Source organism: Pantoea sp. SYBGC1 (assembly GCF_057197005.1).
Genome location: NZ_JBXUNM010000002.1, coordinates 193,083 through 209,314 on the forward strand (window position 1 = coordinate 193,083; position 16,232 = coordinate 209,314).

The window sequence follows — 16,232 nt, forward strand, 5'->3', positions numbered from 1 at the left end:
CGCGGATCATTTATGGGGCATTTTGCCGTTATTGCGCCGCCACTCTATAGCCATTTTCACGCGCTGCAGTCACTGGCACAGACCCTTATCAGCCGCGGGCATCGCATTACCTTTATCCAGCAGGCCGACGCACGTACGCTGTTGACGGATGAGCGCATCGCCTTTTCTCCGGTGGGTGAACAAACTCATCCGGCCGGATCTCTGGCGGCGGCTCTGCAGCGGCTGGCCGCACCGGGCGGCTTTTCCCTGTTTCGCGTAATCAACGATATGGCTGAAACCACCGATATGCTATGTCGTGAATTACCGGCGGTATTGAAAAAACTGCAGGTAGATGGCGTGATTGCCGATCAGATGGAAGCCGCGGGCGGGCTGGTGGCTGAGGCGCTGGGCCTGCCGTTTATTTCCGTTGCCTGCGCGCTGCCGGTTAATCGCGAAGCGGGCATTCCGCTGGCGGTGATGTCGTTTCGCTATGGTCAGGATGAGAAGGCGCTGAAGCGTTTTGCGGCCAGCAGCCGCATGTATGACCGCATCATGCGCCGTCATCGCCAGGTGATCGCTTATCATGCGCGCGCGTTTGGTTTATCGCCACGTTCAGGCCTGCAGGATTGCCTCTCATCGCTGGCCCAAATCAGCCAGCTGGTGCCGGCATTTGATTTTCCGCGCCATCAGCTTCCCGCCTGCTATCACGCTGTAGGGCCGCTGCGTCAGCAGAGTATCACTACTCATCTGCCGCCGCCGTGGCCCGCGCTGCGTCAGCCGGTGGTCTACGCTTCGCTGGGTACGCTTCAGGGACGTCGCTTTCGGCTGTTTCTGCGCCTGGCGCGCGCCTGCTGCAATCTCGGATTATCACTGGTTGTTGCCCACTGTGGCGGACTGACCGCGCATCAGGTACGCAAGCTGGAGCTGGCCGGGGCGGCCTGGGTGACCGATTTTCTCGACCAGCACGCTGCCCTGCAGCATGCTCAGGTATTTATAACGCACGCCGGACTGAATAGCGCGCTGGAAGCGCTGGCGCAGGGCATTCCAATGCTGGCGCTGCCTATCGCGTTTGACCAGCCCGGTGTGGCATCGCGTATCGAATGGCATGGCGTGGGGCGCCGCGCCTCACGGTTCAGCCGCACTCATCAGCTGGAGACGCATTTGCAATTGCTGCTGTCCGATTCTCACTATCGTCTGCGCATGTCCGCGATCCAGGCGCAGCTGCAGCGCGCTGGCGGCTGTCAGCGCGCGGCGGATATCGCTGAACAGGCGCTGTGCCGGCAACAAATTGTGCTGGCGGAGGCGACCTGATGTCAGAAACGCATGCCGATCTTATTCTGGTGGGGGCCGGGCTGGCAAACGGGCTGATCGCCCTGCGGCTGATGCAGCTGCAGCCGGCCCCTGACATTCTGCTGCTGGAGGGTGCCGCTCAGCCGGCAGGCAATCACACCTGGTCTTTTCACCGCGACGATGTCAGTGACGCACAGTTCGCCTGGCTGGAGCCGCTGCTTTCCGCGCGCTGGCCGGGCTATCAGGTCCGCTTTCCGGCGCTGCGGCGTAATCTGCGCGGGGAGTACTGTTCCGTCGCCTCACAGGACTTTGCCCGCCATCTGCGTGAAACGCTGGGAGACAGACTACGTACCGCAGCGCCCGTGCGCAGCGTAAAACCGCAAAGCGTAACGCTGGAGAACGGCGACGTGCTGCACGCCCGCGCTGTGATTGACGGACGCGGCCTGCAGCCTACGCCGCACCTGCGGCTGGGTTATCAGTCGTTTGTCGGTCAGGAGTGGCATCTGGCACGTCCGCACGGTCTGCAACAGCCGGTTCTGATGGATGCCACGGTCGATCAGCACAGCGGCTATCGCTTTGTGTATACCCTGCCGCTCAGCGCTGAACGTCTGCTGATTGAAGATACCCACTATATCAATCACGCCACGCTCGATAGCGAACAGGCGCGACAAAACATCATGCACTATGCAGAGCAGCAGGGCTGGCAGCTGAGCCGCCTGTTACGTGAAGAACAGGGATCCCTGCCGATCACGCTTGATGGCGATATTGAACGCTTCTGGCAGCAGCAGCAGGGTCAGCCCTGCAGCGGACTGCGCGCCGGACTGTTTCATGCGACCACGGGCTATTCGCTGCCCTCTGCCGTTGCGCTGGCGGATGAGATCGCGTCTGCCCTGCCCTGTGATGCAGAAAAGCTTAGCCAGCGTATCGAACGCTTTGCCCGGCGCCAGTGGCGCGAGCAGCATTTTTTCCGCCTGCTCAATCGTATGCTGTTCCTCGCCGGACGACCGGAAAAACGCTGGCAGGTTATGCAACGTTTTTACCGGCTTGATGCCGGTCTTATCAGTCGCTTTTACGCCGGAGAGCTCTTTCTCAGGGATAAAGCACGCATATTATGTGGCAAACCACCGGTGCCGGTGGGAGAAGCGCTGCGCGCACTGTTGATGACTCCTTCGCTACCAGAGAAGAAAGAATGAAACGTACTTATGTGATTGGCGCGGGCTTTGGCGGCCTTGCTCTGGCTATTCGTCTGCAGGCGGCGGGTATTCCGACCACGCTGCTGGAGCAGCGTGATAAACCCGGCGGACGCGCCTACGTATGGCAGGATGAGGGCTTTACCTTTGATGCCGGTCCGACGGTGATCACCGATCCCAGCGCCATTGAAGCGCTTTTTACGCTGGCGGGAAAAAAACTCAGCGACTACGTTGAGCTGATGCCGGTGACGCCCTTTTATCGTCTCTGCTGGGAAGATGGCAAGGTGCTTGATTATGACAATAATCAGACCCTGCTGGAGCAGCAGATTGCCGCGTTTAATCCGCAGGATGTTGAAGGCTATCGCCGGTTTCTTGCCTATTCACAGGCGGTATTTAAAGAGGGGTATCTCAAACTCGGTACGGTGCCGTTCCTGAATTTCCGCGATATGCTACGCGCCGGTCCGCAGCTGGGCCGCCTGCAGGCGTGGCGCAGCGTATACGATATGGTGGCGAAATTTATTCAGGACGATCATCTGCGCCAGGCCTTTTCGTTCCACTCTTTACTGGTGGGCGGTAATCCATTTGCAACATCCTCTATCTACACTTTGATTCATGCGCTGGAACGGGAATGGGGCGTCTGGTTTCCGCGAGGCGGGACCGGCGCGCTGGTCGACGGCATGGCGCGGCTGTTTCGCGACCTGGGCGGCGAGCTGCTGCTTAATGCCGAGGTGAGCCAGCTGGAAACGCAGGGTAATCGCATCAGCGGCGTGCAGCTAAAAGATGGACGTCGCTTTGACGCTGCTGCCGTGGCCTCCAATGCTGATGTGGTGCATACCTATGACCGGCTGCTGCAGCACCATGCGGTCGCCCGTAAGCGCGCCGCCACGCTGAAGCGGAAGCGAATGAGTAATTCGCTGTTTGTGCTCTATTTTGGCCTTAATCAGCCGCACGCTCAGCTGGCGCACCATACGGTCTGTTTCGGCCCGCGTTATCGCGAGCTGATCAATGAAATATTTAACAGCAATCAGCTGGCGGACGATTTCTCGCTCTACCTGCATGCGCCCTGCACCACCGATCCGTCGCTGGCACCGGCAGGCTGCGGTAGCTTTTATGTGCTGGCGCCGGTTCCGCACCTTGGCACTGCCGCAATCGACTGGCAGCAGGAAGGGCCGCTTTTCCGCGACCGTATTTTTGCTTATCTTGAGGAGCACTACATGCCAGGCCTGCGCAATCAGATAGTGACACAGCGTATGTTCACGCCGGAAGATTTCCGCGACACGCTGCACGCACATCAGGGCTCCGCGTTTTCGCTAGAGCCAATTCTTACCCAAAGCGCCTGGTTCCGGCCGCATAACCGCGACGCTGATATCAGCAACCTCTATCTGGTCGGTGCAGGTACCCATCCCGGCGCGGGCGTGCCAGGTGTCGTCGGTTCAGCTAAAGCTACCGCGCAGCTGATGGTCGAGGATCTTGCCGGATGAACCAGCCTCCCCTGATTGAGCAGGTCACGCAGACTATGGCAGTGGGCTCGAAAAGCTTCGCTACCGCAGCAAAGCTTTTTGATCCGGCTACGCGCCGCAGTACGCTGATGCTCTATGCCTGGTGCCGTCACTGTGATGATGTGATTGATGGCCAGACGCTGGGCGAAGGTGGCACGCAACATCAGGTGACAGATGCGCAAACGCGCATGCAGCATCTGCAGATTGAGACCCGCCGCGCATACAGCGGCGCGCATATGGATGAACTCGCCTTTCGTGCGTTTCAGGAAGTGGCGCTGACGCATGAACTTCCGCCCCAGCTGGCGTTTGATCATCTGGAAGGGTTCGCTATGGACGCGCGTGAAGAGCGCTACATCACGTTTGATGACACGCTGCGTTACTGCTATCACGTGGCGGGCGTCGTGGGTCTGATGATGGCACGCGTAATGGGCGTACGCGATGAGAACGTACTCGATCACGCCTGCGATCTCGGCCTGGCGTTTCAGCTGACGAATATTGCACGTGATATTGTTGAAGATGCGCAAAACGGGCGCTGCTATCTGCCGCAAAGCTGGCTGACGGAAACCGGGTTACGTGCCAGTCAGCTGGCCGATCCGCACTACCGTGCGGCGATAGCGCCGCTGGCTGCACGCCTGGTAGCAGCGGCAGAGCCTTACTACCATTCGGCCCGCAGCGGGCTGCCCGATCTGCCGTTGCGCTCGGCATGGGCTATCGCGACGGCCCACGGGGTGTATCGCGAAATCGGGGTAAAAGTGCAGGATGCAGGTATGCGGGCCTGGGATGCCCGGCAGCGCACCAGCAAAGGGGAGAAGCTGGCGCTGCTGCTCAAAGGCGCGGGGATTGCGCTTACTTCTCGCGTGGCGCGTCCGCAGCCGCGTCCTGCTGGTCTGTGGCAGCGGCCGCGTTAGGTTTGCGGCCGTGACGTTCACGCAGCGTAGCCTGCAGCTTATGCAGCGGCGGCGCATAGAGAAAACCAAACGAGACGCATCCTTCACGCCCGCGCACCGCATGGTGCATCCGGTGCGCCATATATAACCGCTTCAGATAGCCTTTGCGCGGAATATAGCGAAACGGCCAGCGCTGATGCACCAGCCCGTCATGCACCATAAAATAGAGTGCGCCGTAGGTGGTCATCCCGGCGCCGATCCACTGCAGTGGCCACATGCCCTGCACGCCATAATAAATCAGCCCGACTGAGAGCACGGCAAACACAACGGCGTAAAGGTCGTTCAGTTCAAACCTGCTGGTATGCGGTTCATGATGAGAGAGATGCCAGCCCCATCCCCAGCCGTGCATAATATATTTGTGCGAGAGCGCCGCCACCGCTTCCATCAGTGCAACGGTTGCCAGCAAAATAAGCGTGTTCCATAACCAGAGCATGGTGCGTCCATATTAAAAGGTCAAAGAGTAAAGGTGGACTGCGATACGGGATGCCGCAAGTCAGCATAGGTGAAATAAGCGTGAGGGTCACGCTTATCTCTGCCACAGGCAGGTCAGCTGGCATGGCGGGACAGCGGTTCTTTCAGCGGGGTTTTCGCCAGCGTGCGCGCCAGCAGTGATGAATAGAGCGGCTTGCCGCCAAAAAATTGTGCCGCCAGCGTAGCGCCCAGACAGGTGATGATCATCGGCAGAATCAGCTGATAATTGCTGGTCATCTCCAGCACCAGCACAATCCCCGTCAGCGGTGCGCGAACCGACGCAGCAAACAGCGCGCCCATACCGGCAACCGCAAAGGTGCCCGCTTCCAGATGCCACGCCGGAAACCAGGCTATAGCGATCTGACCAAAACAGGTGCCCAGCAGCGTGCCCAGCGTCAGCATGGGCGCAAAAATGCCGCCCGGTGCGCCGGAGGCGAAACAGCAGAGCGTCACCAGCGTGCGCAGAATAAAAAGTCCGAACAGCATAAGCGCGCTATATTCGCCGCCAGAGAATGCCGGGATCAGCGTTATCCCGCCACCGGCCGCCTGCGGCAGCAGCATACCCAGTAAACCGCAGAGTCCGGCCAGCACGCTACCCCACAGTACCCACGCCGCGGTACGCCCGCGATGCAGACGCTGAAAGCGATCCTGCATAGTGAAGATCAGCCGGTTAAACGCGACGCCGACAGCGCCAAACACAATCCCCAGCAGCAGATAGAGCCATAACGTATCAGTCGGCGCATCTCTGAGCTGGCCGATATCGATGATAGCGCTGTTACCCTCGCAGAGCCGGTAGACGATGCTGGCCATGATGACGCCAACAAATACCGCTTTGATTGAAACCAGACTGTAGCGAAACTGCGGACGCATCTCTTCAATAATAAATAGAATTCCCGCCAGCGGTGCGTTGAAGGCCGCCGCAAGACCGGCTGCCGCACCGGTTGCGAGCAGCGTGTGGCGCGATTCAGCGCTGCGCAGGCGAAACAGATCGCTGCACATGCCGCCGATATTCCCGCCCAGCTGCACCGTCGGTCCTTCACGGCCCAGCACCATCCCGGAACCGAGTGCGCCCATGCCGCCAAAAAATTTTACCGGTAATACGCGCCACCAGCGCACCGGACGCAGCTCTTCCAGCGCACCTTCAATTTCCGGAATACCCGAGCCTCCCGCCTCAGGCGCAAAGCGGCGCACCAGAAAATAGCCCACGCCCCCCATGATGGCAGAGGCGGCAAAGGCAGAGATTGCTCCGGTCATGAAACCGCTATGCTGTGCAGCGAGCGTATCGATACGCAGCTGCAGCATCAGGTTGACCGCCCGGTTAAATGCCACCCCCACCAGGCCGGTCAGGGTGCCGACCAGAGCCGCCAGCAGCAGCAGCTTTACCGGCGTGGTGTCCCGGCGCAGCAGCGTTTGCAGCCGCATAAACCGGCCAGGGCGACGCATAGCCTCTTCAGCGTCAGAAGGTGTAACAGGCATCAGTTTCTCCTAATCAGAAATCCATGTGCAGCGTCCCGGCGCCCTGCACCGTTCCAGCATAGTCAAAAGCAGGCAGCCCGTAACCTGGTCATTCGCAACAGAATTTTACGCTGCGGTTAAATCATATACAGTGCGCAACCGCGCCGGCACCGCGCGCGACAGAATGTGTCACAGAATTGCGGCTGGCGGATTGACGCGGCGCCTGTAAATCACCATCATCCTGGCCATCGCCCTTGTGGCCAGATTCATTACTATCGGAGCGGGATGTGTCAGAACTCAGTAACGCATTGCTTGAAGAGATTATCAGCGAAGTCCGGCCGCTGACGCGGCAGGGAAAGGTGGCGGATTATATTCCGGCGCTGGCGGACGTGGAGCCTGACCAGCTGGGGATCGCGATCTGTACCCCGTCTGGCGAGTGCTATCAGGCGGGTGATGCCGCTACGCGCTTTTCGGTGCAATCCATCTCTAAGGTGCTGTCGCTGACGGTGGCCCTGACGCTGTATGAAGACGCTGAAATCTGGCAGCGCGTAGGTAAAGAGCCCTCCGGACAGGCGTTTAATTCGCTGGTCCAGCTGGAACTGGAACAGGGCAAACCGCGTAACCCCTTTATTAACGCCGGCGCGCTGGTGATGTGCGATTTGCTGGAGAGCCGCCTCACGGCTCCGCGCCAGCGCATGCTGGAATTTGTCCGTGGCCTGGCGCAGCAGGAGGATATTCTGTATGACCGCGGCGTCGCGCGCTCTGAGTATGAGCACTCTGCCCGTAACGCTGCCATTGCCTGGCTGATGAAATCGTTTGGCAATTTTAATAACGATGTCAGTAAGGTGATGGAGACCTATTTTCACTACTGTTCGCTGGCCATGAGCTGCAACGAGCTGGCGCGTACATTTCTCTATCTGGCCAACCAGGGACGCACACAGGATAACCGCCGGGCGGTGATCTCGCCGCGTCAGGCGCGTCAGGTGAACGCGCTGATGATGACCAGCGGCATGTATGATGGCGCCGGCGAATTTGCCTGGCGGGTAGGCATGCCGGCTAAATCCGGCGTGGGCGGCGGGATTATTGCGGTGATCCCGGGAGAGATGAGCATTGCCGTCTGGTCTCCGGCGCTGGATCGCTCAGGCAATTCACTGGCCGGCACCGCGCTGCTGGAGAAGCTGAGCGACCGGCTGGGCCGCTCGGTGTTCTGATCCTTAGCTCACCTGATTGCGCGGTTTATCCTGCGCAAACGCCTCCAGGTTGGCTTCAATGCCGCGCAGCAGATTCGCCACGCCCTGTCGGGTTGCCCAGGCGATATGCGGCGTCAGCAGCAGCCGGGGCAGGCCGGGTTGCAGCAGCGGATGCGTAGCGGGTGGCGGCTCACTGCTCAGCACGTCCAGCGCCGCGCCGCCGAGGGTTCCCTGACGCAGCGCGGCCGCCAGATCCTCCTCCTCAATCAGTCCGCCGCGCGCGGTGTTGATCAGTAACGCGCCCGGTTTCATCGCGGCCAGCGTTTGCCGGTTGATCATCTGCTGCGTCTGCGGCGTCAGCGGGCAGTGCAGCGTCAGTACGTCGCTGCGCGCCAGTACCTCATCAAAGGCGGTATAGCCCGCGCGGATGGCTGCCGCCCCCGGCCGTTCAGCATAAAGCACCGTCATGCCCAGCGCCTGCGCCATCTCACCGGCTGCGCTGCCAATATCGCCTTTGCCGACCACGCCCATCACCGCACCCTGAACATCCTGCAGCGGCTCGCGATGAATACAGAAATGCGGCGAAGCGGGCCACGCGTCGCGGCTGCTGATGGCGTAATCTATCAGGTGTCGCCGCAGCGCAAACAGCGCAGCGATTACCCCCTCCGCCACGCTGCGGGTGGAGTAGCCGGGTACGTTGCTGACCACAATGCCCTGCGCCCGGCAGGCGTCAAGGTCGATACAGTCATAGCCGGTAGCCGTGACGCAGATATAGCGCAGTTCAGGCAGCTGCCGCAGCGTTTCGGCGCGCAGCGGGACTTTATTTGTCATGGCTATCATCGCCCCCTGCAGGGCAGACACAATCTCCGCGGGTGCGGTCTGTCCGCGCCAGACCCATGCACTGCACCATTCTGGCTGCACCGGCCGTTCGGGCAGCGTATCACCATCCAGCATGACTATTTTCATCTTCGCTCCGCTTTGTTGTTTCTGCACTGTTCTCATCAGGTTGCATTAAGGTTAACAAAAACTGTGTCCGGGGTGAGCTTTTTCAAAAAATGCGAATTATTTCCCTCTCCGGCGGCGTTTGTTTAACGCGGCAGCGGCAATCGCGTTACAATTCCGCCTCTTCTCTGACGTGACCTGCTATCTGTTATGACGGTTTTACCTGCACTTCGCCAGCGCCTCACTGCCTGCCTCGCCATTCTGGCGGTGCTGCTGCTGTTTGTTGCGCCGGTGGTGTCAAAAAGCCTGATTGAGCAGCAGCGCGTTTCGCAGCCTGCCCCGGCCATGATGGAGATGGATCATCATCAGATGATGGAGCACGCCATGCCGGGCATGATGCATCATGACGCGGACGACGGCGAGCTTGCCTGCGGCTACTGCGATCTGCTGGTGCATGTGCCGCTGATGATTTGGGTGTTTATTCCCTTTATCTGGCTGATGCTGCTTCACTCCCGTGCGCCACCGCTGCCGCGGCGCGCGGCACCCGTAGTGCGCAGGCGGGTGGCCATTCCCCATCCGCGCGGACCGCCTTCCCTGCTTCTTAACTGAATCCGCTTTAACGTGGCGCGGGCGCAGCATGCTGCCCGTCGCCCCGGTTGTTTACTTTCAGAAGGAAGACGCTTTTGTCTGCTGTTAATTCTGCAGCACCGCGCGGCGCGGTGCTCAATCTGCTTCGCCGCCTGCATTTTTATATCGGCCTGTTCGTTGCGCCGTTTATCTTTATTGCTGCGCTGAGCGGCACGCTCTATGTGCTCACGCCTCAGCTCGAACAGCTGGTCTATCACGATGCGCTGACGGTAACACCCGCTGGCGAACCGCAGCCGCTGTCGGCTCAGATCGGTGCAGCGCGGGCCAGAGCTGGCGCAGATGCGCATATTTACGCGGTGCGACCGGCACCGGGTGCAGAGGAGACCACCCGCGTGCAGTTCAGCGATCCGGCGCTGGGCGCCTCGACCTCGCGCGCGCTGTTTATCGATCCCTATACCCTGCAGATAAAGGGAGATATGCCGGTCTACGGGACGAGCGGCATACTGCCGCTGCGCACCACGCTCGATTTGCTGCACAGCAGCCTGCTGCTGGGCGATGCCGGACGCAACTACAGCGAGCTGGCGGCAAGCTGGCTCTGGGTCGCCGCGCTGGGTGGCGTGGTGCTGTGGCTGGCAACCCGGCCGAAGCGCCGGCTTAAACCGGCACGCAGCGGGTTAGCTTTCAGCCGCCACTGGCACGCCACCCTGGGACTGGTGCTGCTGCTCGGTTTGCTGTTCTTCTCTGCGACCGGCCTCACCTGGTCACAGTGGGCAGGCGCGAACATCGATAAAATGCGCAGTGAGCTGAACTGGCTGACGCCACAGGTCAGGACGGTACTCGATCCGGATGCAGAGGTCGCCCCCGCCGATCCGCACGCCGATCATCACAGTATGTCAGTGACCGATATGGCGGCGATGCGCAAACCCGGCATGCCGATTATGAAACCGGCGCCCGCCAATATGCCCGATGCTGACTGGGATCAGGCGCTGAATGCCGCGCGCGCGAACGGGATTGATGCAGCGAAAGTGGAGCTGCGCCAGCCAAAAAACAGCGGCAGCGCCTGGACCGTTACGGAAATCGATCGCCGCTGGCCCACTCAGGTGGATGCGGTGTCGGTAGATCCACACAGTTTCGCGATTGTAGACCGCGCTGAATTTGCCCGCTTTCCGCTGGTGGCAAAACTGACCCGCTGGGGCGTGGATGCTCATATGGGCGTGCTGTTTGGTCTGCCCAATCAGCTGCTGCTGGCTCTCTTTGGTCTCGGCCTCTGCACTATGATTGTGCTGGGCTACCGCATGTGGTGGCTGCGCCGTCCCGCCTCGGCTGCCGCCAGCCCGCTTGAGACGCTGACGGCAAGCTGGCTGGCGCTGCCGCTCACGGCGCGCCTGCTGTGCCTGCTGCTGGCCGTAGCGCTGGGGTATGCGCTGCCGGTGATGGGTGTCAGCCTGTTGCTGTTCTTAGCCATCGATTATCTGCGCTGGCGCAGGCAGCAGCGTACGCCAATGACGGAAGCGGAGATTCTTGCTGCACAACAGTCACCGCTGGGCATTATTCGCGCCCGCTTTACGGTCAAACGCAAAGAGATGCGCTATTTTCTGCGCGGCCTGTTCATTCTGGCGCTGATTGTCGGCACGGTAATGAGTAATGCGATTATCGGTGGCGTGATCGATCAATATGGTATTCCGTTCAGTCACTGGTCGCTGACCATGTATCTGACGCAGGGCTTTATGATTACGCTCTACACGCTGGTATTTACCGGACTGATGTCGATTCCGCTCTGGTACTTCTTCCTCGGAGAGCAGGACGATTCAGCAAACAAAGGGTAAAAAAAGAGGTGGCTCAGCCACCTCTTTTCATCTCAGCATCAGAAATCAGCTTTCAGCACGACGCGGTAGTTCGCTTTACCGGCGCGCACATGCTCCAGCGCATCGTTGATTTTTGACATCGGGAACTCTTCTACCTGCGGCGCGATATCGGTACGCGCGGCGAGACGCATCAGCGTACGCAGCTGACCCGGCGAGCCGGTAGAGGAGCCGGTTACCGCGCGATCGCCCATGATCAGGGTAAATGCCGGAACCGGGAACGGCTTCATTACTGCGCCGACGGTATGGAACTTACCGTGCGGGGCCAGCGCCTGGAAATAGGGCTGCCAGTCGAGATCGACCGCAACCGTACTGATAATCAGGTCAAACTGACCTGCCAGCGCTTTCAGCGCTTTTGGATCGCGGCTATTGACCACGCGATCGGCGCCCATCGCTTTAACAGACTCAGTTTTGCTGGCGTTAGAACTAAACGCGGTCACCTCTGCACCCATAGCGCGCAGCAGTTTGATGGCCATATGGCCCAGGCCGCCAATCCCGATAACGCCGACGCGGCTGTTAACGTTGATGTTGTGCATCAGCAGCGGTTTGAATACGGTAATACCACCGCAGAGCAGCGGGCCGGCTGACGTGATATCAATCGATTCCGGTAACGGGATCACCCACTGCCAGTCTGCACGCAGATGGCTGGCGAAGCCGCCTTTGTTCATAATGGTCGGGACAGAGCCTTTTTCGCAGTTTACCTGCTCGCCGTTAATACAGGCATCGCAGTGCTGACAGCTTTTCGCCGTCCAGCCGATGCCCACGCGCTGGCCCACTTTCAGCCCTTTGTTTTGCGCTGCCTCGCCCAGCTCGCTGATGCGGCCGATAACTTCATGCCCGGCAATGACCGGAAAAGAGGAGATGCCCCACTCATTGTCAATCATAGAGAGATCGGAGTGGCAGACGCCACAGTAGTCCACTTCGACCATCACCTCTTCCGCGCTCAGCGGACCAGCTTCATATTCGTGCGGCACCAGTGCTTCGCCCGCTTTCATCGCGGCATAGCTTTTGATTTTCATTCCAGTCCTCTGTTTTTTAGTTGCGACCCGGCAAGTTTAGCAGAGGCGCCGTGATGATTTAGGCGAGCAACCAGGCAACCAGCCCGATCAAAAACGCTGCGGGGCGCAAAAAGCATTAAGGGTTAAAGCGAACCGGGTGCAGTGCGGCGCTGTTACGCCTCCGGTCACTCTCCACCCGAATTTATGCTAAAACTCCGGCTCTTCACCCGGCAGCGACTCGGAGAGCGACTGCCCCTCTGCCCCGGCATAAAAAATAATCAGCTCGGTCGCCTGCTCAGCGGTATAGCCGCGATGCGCACTGTTAACCGTCTCATTCAGCGCTTCACCGGCATTGAAATGCTGACGCCTGCCGCTCTCTTTATCTTCAATAATCAGCTGGCCGGACAGCACGTAAGCCGTGTTGGGCATGGGATGCGTATGCCACGGCAGTTCACTGTGGGGCGGCAGCGACATGCGCATAACGGAAATCTGTGGTTTGCCTGACGGATAGCAGTCGTAAGCCTGACCGTTCCATGCGGTGCCGCTCTCGGACACCAGTTCATGCACGATTTCGCTGTTTTTTGAGTTCGTCATCTTTTCTCCTGTTACTTTGCGCGTTACCGGAGTGTAGAACATTGCTGCGCTTACCGACGCGCGCTGCACGTTGCTCAGCGTTCAAGCTGCTCCCGGCATTCGCTGAAGAGTCCGATAAGATGATCGGCCACCGCGCGTACCCGACCAGAGGTTGCCAGATCGGCATGCATTACCAGCCACAGCGGCTGATCGGCACTGCTGTCACGCTGCAGGCAATGCAAACCGCTGGCTCTGGCCATAAAGTGCGGCAACACGCCAACGCCCAGTCCGGCCGTCACCGCCGCAACCTGCGCGGTCAGCGTGTTGGCTTCCAGCCGGCAGGGCCTGCCGCGCAGCACGCGCCTGATCCAGCGGGCGGCGGGCAGATGCTGGTGTGATTCAGACCAGCCGATACAGGGCGCTTCATTAAGGGTAAACGGTGCTGAAGCGTGCAGTAATGACGGGGCCGTATACAGGCCGAATCCCAGGGTTCCCAGCCGTCTGATAGTCAGATTGCCCGCCTCAGGGCGAACCAGACGAATCGCCAGATCGGCCTCTCTGCGATGCAGATTGACCGACTGCACCCCGCTCAGCACCTCCAGCCGAAGCGCCGGATGCGTCTGCAGCAGAGAAGGCAGTGATGGCAGAATGAAATGGGTGGCCAGATTATCCGACGTTGCCAGCCGTACCAGTCCGGCCACCGCTCCCTGCAGCTGCGCTTTTTCCGTCACCGCCCGCCCCGCCTCTTCCAGCGCCTCCGCCCGCTCCAGCAGCGCTTCGCCATCATCCGTCAGCCGGTATCCGCTCTGATGCCGGCTGAACAGCGGCAGCCCCAGCGACTGCTCAAGCCGGTCCAGCTTTCTGGAGACGGTCGCGATGCCGGTTTCCAGCGCACTGGCAGCGCCGCTCAGCGTTCCGGCGCGGGCGATTGCCAGAAAGATCCTGATGTCATCCCAGTAGAATTCACTTTTCATAGTTTCCATTTATGGAAAATAGCCTTCCATTCTCCGCACTGTTTTCCCGCTTTCGATCAGATGATACTGCGCATCCCCGGGAAGTTAAACCGGATAAGAATTCCGGAATCTGAACATAAGGAGATTGCACCATGAATGACACCGTTATTGCTCCGCACGCTGTGCCGGCACGTAACTGGATTGCTATTGCCGCGCTCGGCCTCAGCGCTTTTACTATCGTCACCAGCGAGCTGGCGCCGGTAGGGATGCTGAATGCCCTGGCAAACGATCTGCACCAGCCTGCTGCCACTACCGGACTGATCGTTACCGCCTATGGCTGGGTCGCTGCGCTGGCTGCACTCTGCTCCGGCATGCTGCCGGCACGTACGCCGCGCAAGGCGCTGCTGGTGGGATTAATGGTGATTCTGGCGGCTTCCTGTCTGATGGCGATACGTGCTTACGCTCTGCCCGCGCTAATGAGCGCCCGCATTACCGGTGCGCTGGCCCATGGCGTATTCTGGGCGCTGATTGGCACCGTTGCCGCCCGGCTGGTACCGGCCAGCAGGCTGGGACTGGCGACATCAGTGATATTTGGCGGCGTCTCAGCCGCCAGCGTGCTGGGCGTGCCGCTTGCCAGTTTTATGGCTGCTGCTGCCGGCTGGCGCAGCGCGTTCAGTGCCATTGCGCTGCTTGCACTGGCCGCCGCCGTGGTTCTCTGGCGCACGCTTCCGGCTCTGACGCCGCCTGCCCCCTTAAAACTGAACGACTATCTGGCTATTTTTCGTCATCGCACGCTACTGACGCTGTTTGGCGCAACGGCGGCCATCATCACCGCGCACTTTGCCGCGTTCACCTATATCGATCCGATGCTGACGTTAAAACAGGGTATTGCCCCTGCTGCGGTTTCCGCTCTGCTGCTGGTGGCTGGCATCGCCAGCGTAGCGGGCAATATCATCGCCGGAAAGCTAATCGATCGGCATCTCAGGAGCCTGATTCTTTCAGCGCTGCTGTTAAGCGCGCTGGCGCTGGGCGCACTCAGCATCGCCGCGTTGCCGCACGGCCTGACCGTGCTGCTGCTGGCACTCTGGAGCACCGGGATCGCGGTGATATTCGTCGGGCTGCAGACCTGGCTGTTGCGCAGCGCCGGTACGGCCGCGCAGCCCGCTTCTGCGCTCTATGTCGCGATATTTAACGCCGCCATCGGCAGCGGTGCGCTGGCGGGAGGGCACCTGGCTGAGCTTATCGGCCTGCAGAAGATGGTGCTGATGGCAGCAGCAGTGATGCTCGTCAGCAGCCTGTTTCTGCTGCGGCTGCGCGCTCCGCGCTAATCACCCCGGAGCGGCGCGGATAACATCTTTTCATCTGTGGCAACCGCCGCCGCAATGTAATCAATAAACGCCCTGACTTTTGCGCTCAGGGCGGAACGCTCACTGACACAGGCGTAAATGATCATCGGCAGCGACTGAATCGCCTGCTTGTCGTCAGTAAACAGCGGGATTAGCTGGCCGCTGGCGATCAGCGGCCGGGCGACAAAGCTTGCCAGCCGTGCGATTCCGCCACCGCTGACGGCAATTCTGGCAATAATATCGATATCGTCACTGATAAAACGGGGATTCAGCCGGGCGGTAACCATCTCCCCGTCTGCGCTAAAACTCCAGGGAAGAAACCGGCCATCTGTCGGATAACGAAACACCAGACAGGCGTGCTCGCTCAGCTCATCAATGCGTTGCGGAGTACCTGCACGGGAGAGATAAGCGGGCGCCGCACAGAAAATAAACGGCAGGGATGCAATTTTTCGCGCCACCAGCCGATCGTTCAGCTGCGCCTCGATGCGCAGGCTGACGTCGATGTTTTCCAGCCGGTGATCGACATCACGATCGGTAGCGATCAGTTCTATGTCGATTCCAGGGAACATCTCATTAAAAGCCGGCATAAGAGGGGCAACCACGTAGCGGCCAAACGCCGCGGTGGTGGCGATGCGCAGCGGGCCCTGCGGTCCGATTTCCACAGCGGCAGCCTGCGCAGCAAGCGCAATATCAACCGGAATATGGCGGACTTTGGCGTAATAACGCTGACCGCTTTCCGTCAGAACCATACTGCGCGTGGTGCGCGAAAGCAGGCGCACGCCGAGGTGCGTTTCGAGCCGGGCAAGGCTCTGGCTTACGGCTGCAGCACTCATTCCTCTGGCGCGGGCAGCAGCGGCAATAGTGCCGTTTTCCACTACGCGAACAAAATTGTCGATCAACCCCAGCATATCCATCAGCGGCCCGCTCTTTTCGTAAATATTACTTAGCA

At 59.9% G+C, this 16,232-nt stretch carries 15 protein-coding genes; 8 read left to right on the plus strand and 7 right to left on the minus strand.

The annotated features are described in order from the left end of the window. Positions 1 to 12 precede the first annotated feature (12 nt). The 4 genes from AC2CF9_RS06400 to crtB are packed head-to-tail and all read left to right on the plus strand — an operon-like array spanning position 13 to position 4,866. Entirely contained in the window at positions 13 to 1,290 is a 1,278-nt protein-coding gene (locus tag AC2CF9_RS06400; RefSeq protein ID WP_484556537.1) for a glycosyltransferase, read from the plus strand. After that, the gene (crtY, locus tag AC2CF9_RS06405) at positions 1,290 to 2,462 is read left to right on the plus strand and encodes a lycopene beta-cyclase CrtY (RefSeq protein WP_484556538.1); all 1,173 of its coding nucleotides are present in this window, start codon (positions 1,290 to 1,292) and stop codon (positions 2,460 to 2,462) included. Before AC2CF9_RS06400 ends, crtY begins: the two co-directional genes overlap by 1 nt. Then, positions 2,459 to 3,940 carry a phytoene desaturase gene (locus tag AC2CF9_RS06410; RefSeq protein ID WP_484556539.1) on the plus strand — a complete coding sequence of 494 codons (1,482 nt, stop codon included), beginning with the start codon at positions 2,459 to 2,461 and terminating at the stop codon, positions 3,938 to 3,940. Before crtY ends, AC2CF9_RS06410 begins: the two co-directional genes overlap by 4 nt. Continuing rightward, positions 3,937 to 4,866, plus strand: coding sequence for a 15-cis-phytoene synthase CrtB (gene crtB / locus AC2CF9_RS06415; RefSeq protein WP_484556540.1), 930 nt, complete (start codon positions 3,937 to 3,939; stop codon positions 4,864 to 4,866). The genes AC2CF9_RS06410 and crtB overlap by 4 nt, the downstream gene beginning before the upstream one ends. Here the strand turns inward: crtB and AC2CF9_RS06420 are convergent. Further along, positions 4,805 to 5,338 carry a sterol desaturase family protein gene (locus tag AC2CF9_RS06420; protein ID WP_065647494.1) on the minus strand — a complete coding sequence of 178 codons (534 nt, stop codon included), beginning with the start codon at positions 5,336 to 5,338 and terminating at the stop codon, positions 4,805 to 4,807. The two genes, crtB and AC2CF9_RS06420, sit on opposite strands and share 62 nt — an antisense overlap. A gap of 113 nt (positions 5,339 to 5,451) precedes the next feature. Continuing rightward, complete coding sequence (gene clcA, locus AC2CF9_RS06425; protein WP_484556541.1) at positions 5,452 to 6,852, minus strand: H(+)/Cl(-) exchange transporter ClcA; 1,401 nt, start codon at positions 6,850 to 6,852, stop codon at positions 5,452 to 5,454. Positions 6,853 to 7,118: 266 nt separating this feature from the next. Between clcA and glsB the strand changes: the two genes are divergently transcribed. Further along, complete coding sequence (glsB, locus tag AC2CF9_RS06430; RefSeq protein WP_150017047.1) at positions 7,119 to 8,042, plus strand: glutaminase B; 924 nt, start codon at positions 7,119 to 7,121, stop codon at positions 8,040 to 8,042. A 3-nt stretch (positions 8,043 to 8,045) separates the two neighbouring features. Here glsB and AC2CF9_RS06435 read toward each other — a convergent pair whose 3' ends face one another. Next, on the minus strand, positions 8,046 to 8,987 hold the full coding sequence (locus AC2CF9_RS06435; RefSeq protein WP_484556542.1) for a D-2-hydroxyacid dehydrogenase: 942 nt from the start codon (positions 8,985 to 8,987) through the stop codon (positions 8,046 to 8,048). Positions 8,988 to 9,173: 186 nt separating this feature from the next. On the opposite strand from AC2CF9_RS06435, the gene AC2CF9_RS06440 reads away from it, so the two are divergent. Both AC2CF9_RS06440 and AC2CF9_RS06445 read left to right on the plus strand, forming a co-directional pair. Next, positions 9,174 to 9,572, plus strand: a complete 399-nt coding sequence (locus AC2CF9_RS06440) for a DUF2946 domain-containing protein (RefSeq protein ID WP_484556543.1) — start codon at positions 9,174 to 9,176, stop codon at positions 9,570 to 9,572. Between the two features lie 74 nt (positions 9,573 to 9,646). Next, positions 9,647 to 11,377 (plus strand): DUF2534 family protein, encoded by a 1,731-nt coding sequence (locus tag AC2CF9_RS06445; protein ID WP_484556544.1) that lies wholly within the window; start codon positions 9,647 to 9,649, stop codon positions 11,375 to 11,377. A 38-nt stretch (positions 11,378 to 11,415) separates the two neighbouring features. Here AC2CF9_RS06445 and ahr read toward each other — a convergent pair whose 3' ends face one another. The 3 genes from ahr to AC2CF9_RS06460 all read right to left on the minus strand — a co-directional run bounded on the left by ahr (position 11,416) and on the right by AC2CF9_RS06460 (position 13,958). Continuing rightward, positions 11,416 to 12,432 (minus strand): NADPH-dependent aldehyde reductase Ahr, encoded by a 1,017-nt coding sequence (gene ahr / locus AC2CF9_RS06450; protein ID WP_484556545.1) that lies wholly within the window; start codon positions 12,430 to 12,432, stop codon positions 11,416 to 11,418. Positions 12,433 to 12,618: 186 nt separating this feature from the next. Then, the gene (locus tag AC2CF9_RS06455; RefSeq protein ID WP_150017042.1) at positions 12,619 to 13,005 is read right to left on the minus strand and encodes a cupin domain-containing protein; all 387 of its coding nucleotides are present in this window, start codon (positions 13,003 to 13,005) and stop codon (positions 12,619 to 12,621) included. A 74-nt stretch (positions 13,006 to 13,079) separates the two neighbouring features. Beyond that, on the minus strand, positions 13,080 to 13,958 hold the full coding sequence (locus tag AC2CF9_RS06460) for a LysR family transcriptional regulator (RefSeq protein WP_150017041.1): 879 nt from the start codon (positions 13,956 to 13,958) through the stop codon (positions 13,080 to 13,082). Between the two features lie 131 nt (positions 13,959 to 14,089). Here AC2CF9_RS06460 and AC2CF9_RS06465 point away from each other — a divergent pair, with 131 nt between their 5' ends. Continuing rightward, positions 14,090 to 15,265, plus strand: a complete 1,176-nt coding sequence (locus tag AC2CF9_RS06465) for an MFS transporter (RefSeq protein WP_484556546.1) — start codon at positions 14,090 to 14,092, stop codon at positions 15,263 to 15,265. Here the strand turns inward: AC2CF9_RS06465 and AC2CF9_RS06470 are convergent. Continuing rightward, on the minus strand, positions 15,262 to 16,197 hold the full coding sequence (locus AC2CF9_RS06470; RefSeq protein ID WP_484556642.1) for a LysR family transcriptional regulator: 936 nt from the start codon (positions 16,195 to 16,197) through the stop codon (positions 15,262 to 15,264). The two genes, AC2CF9_RS06465 and AC2CF9_RS06470, sit on opposite strands and share 4 nt — an antisense overlap. Positions 16,198 to 16,232: the final 35 nt, after the last annotated feature.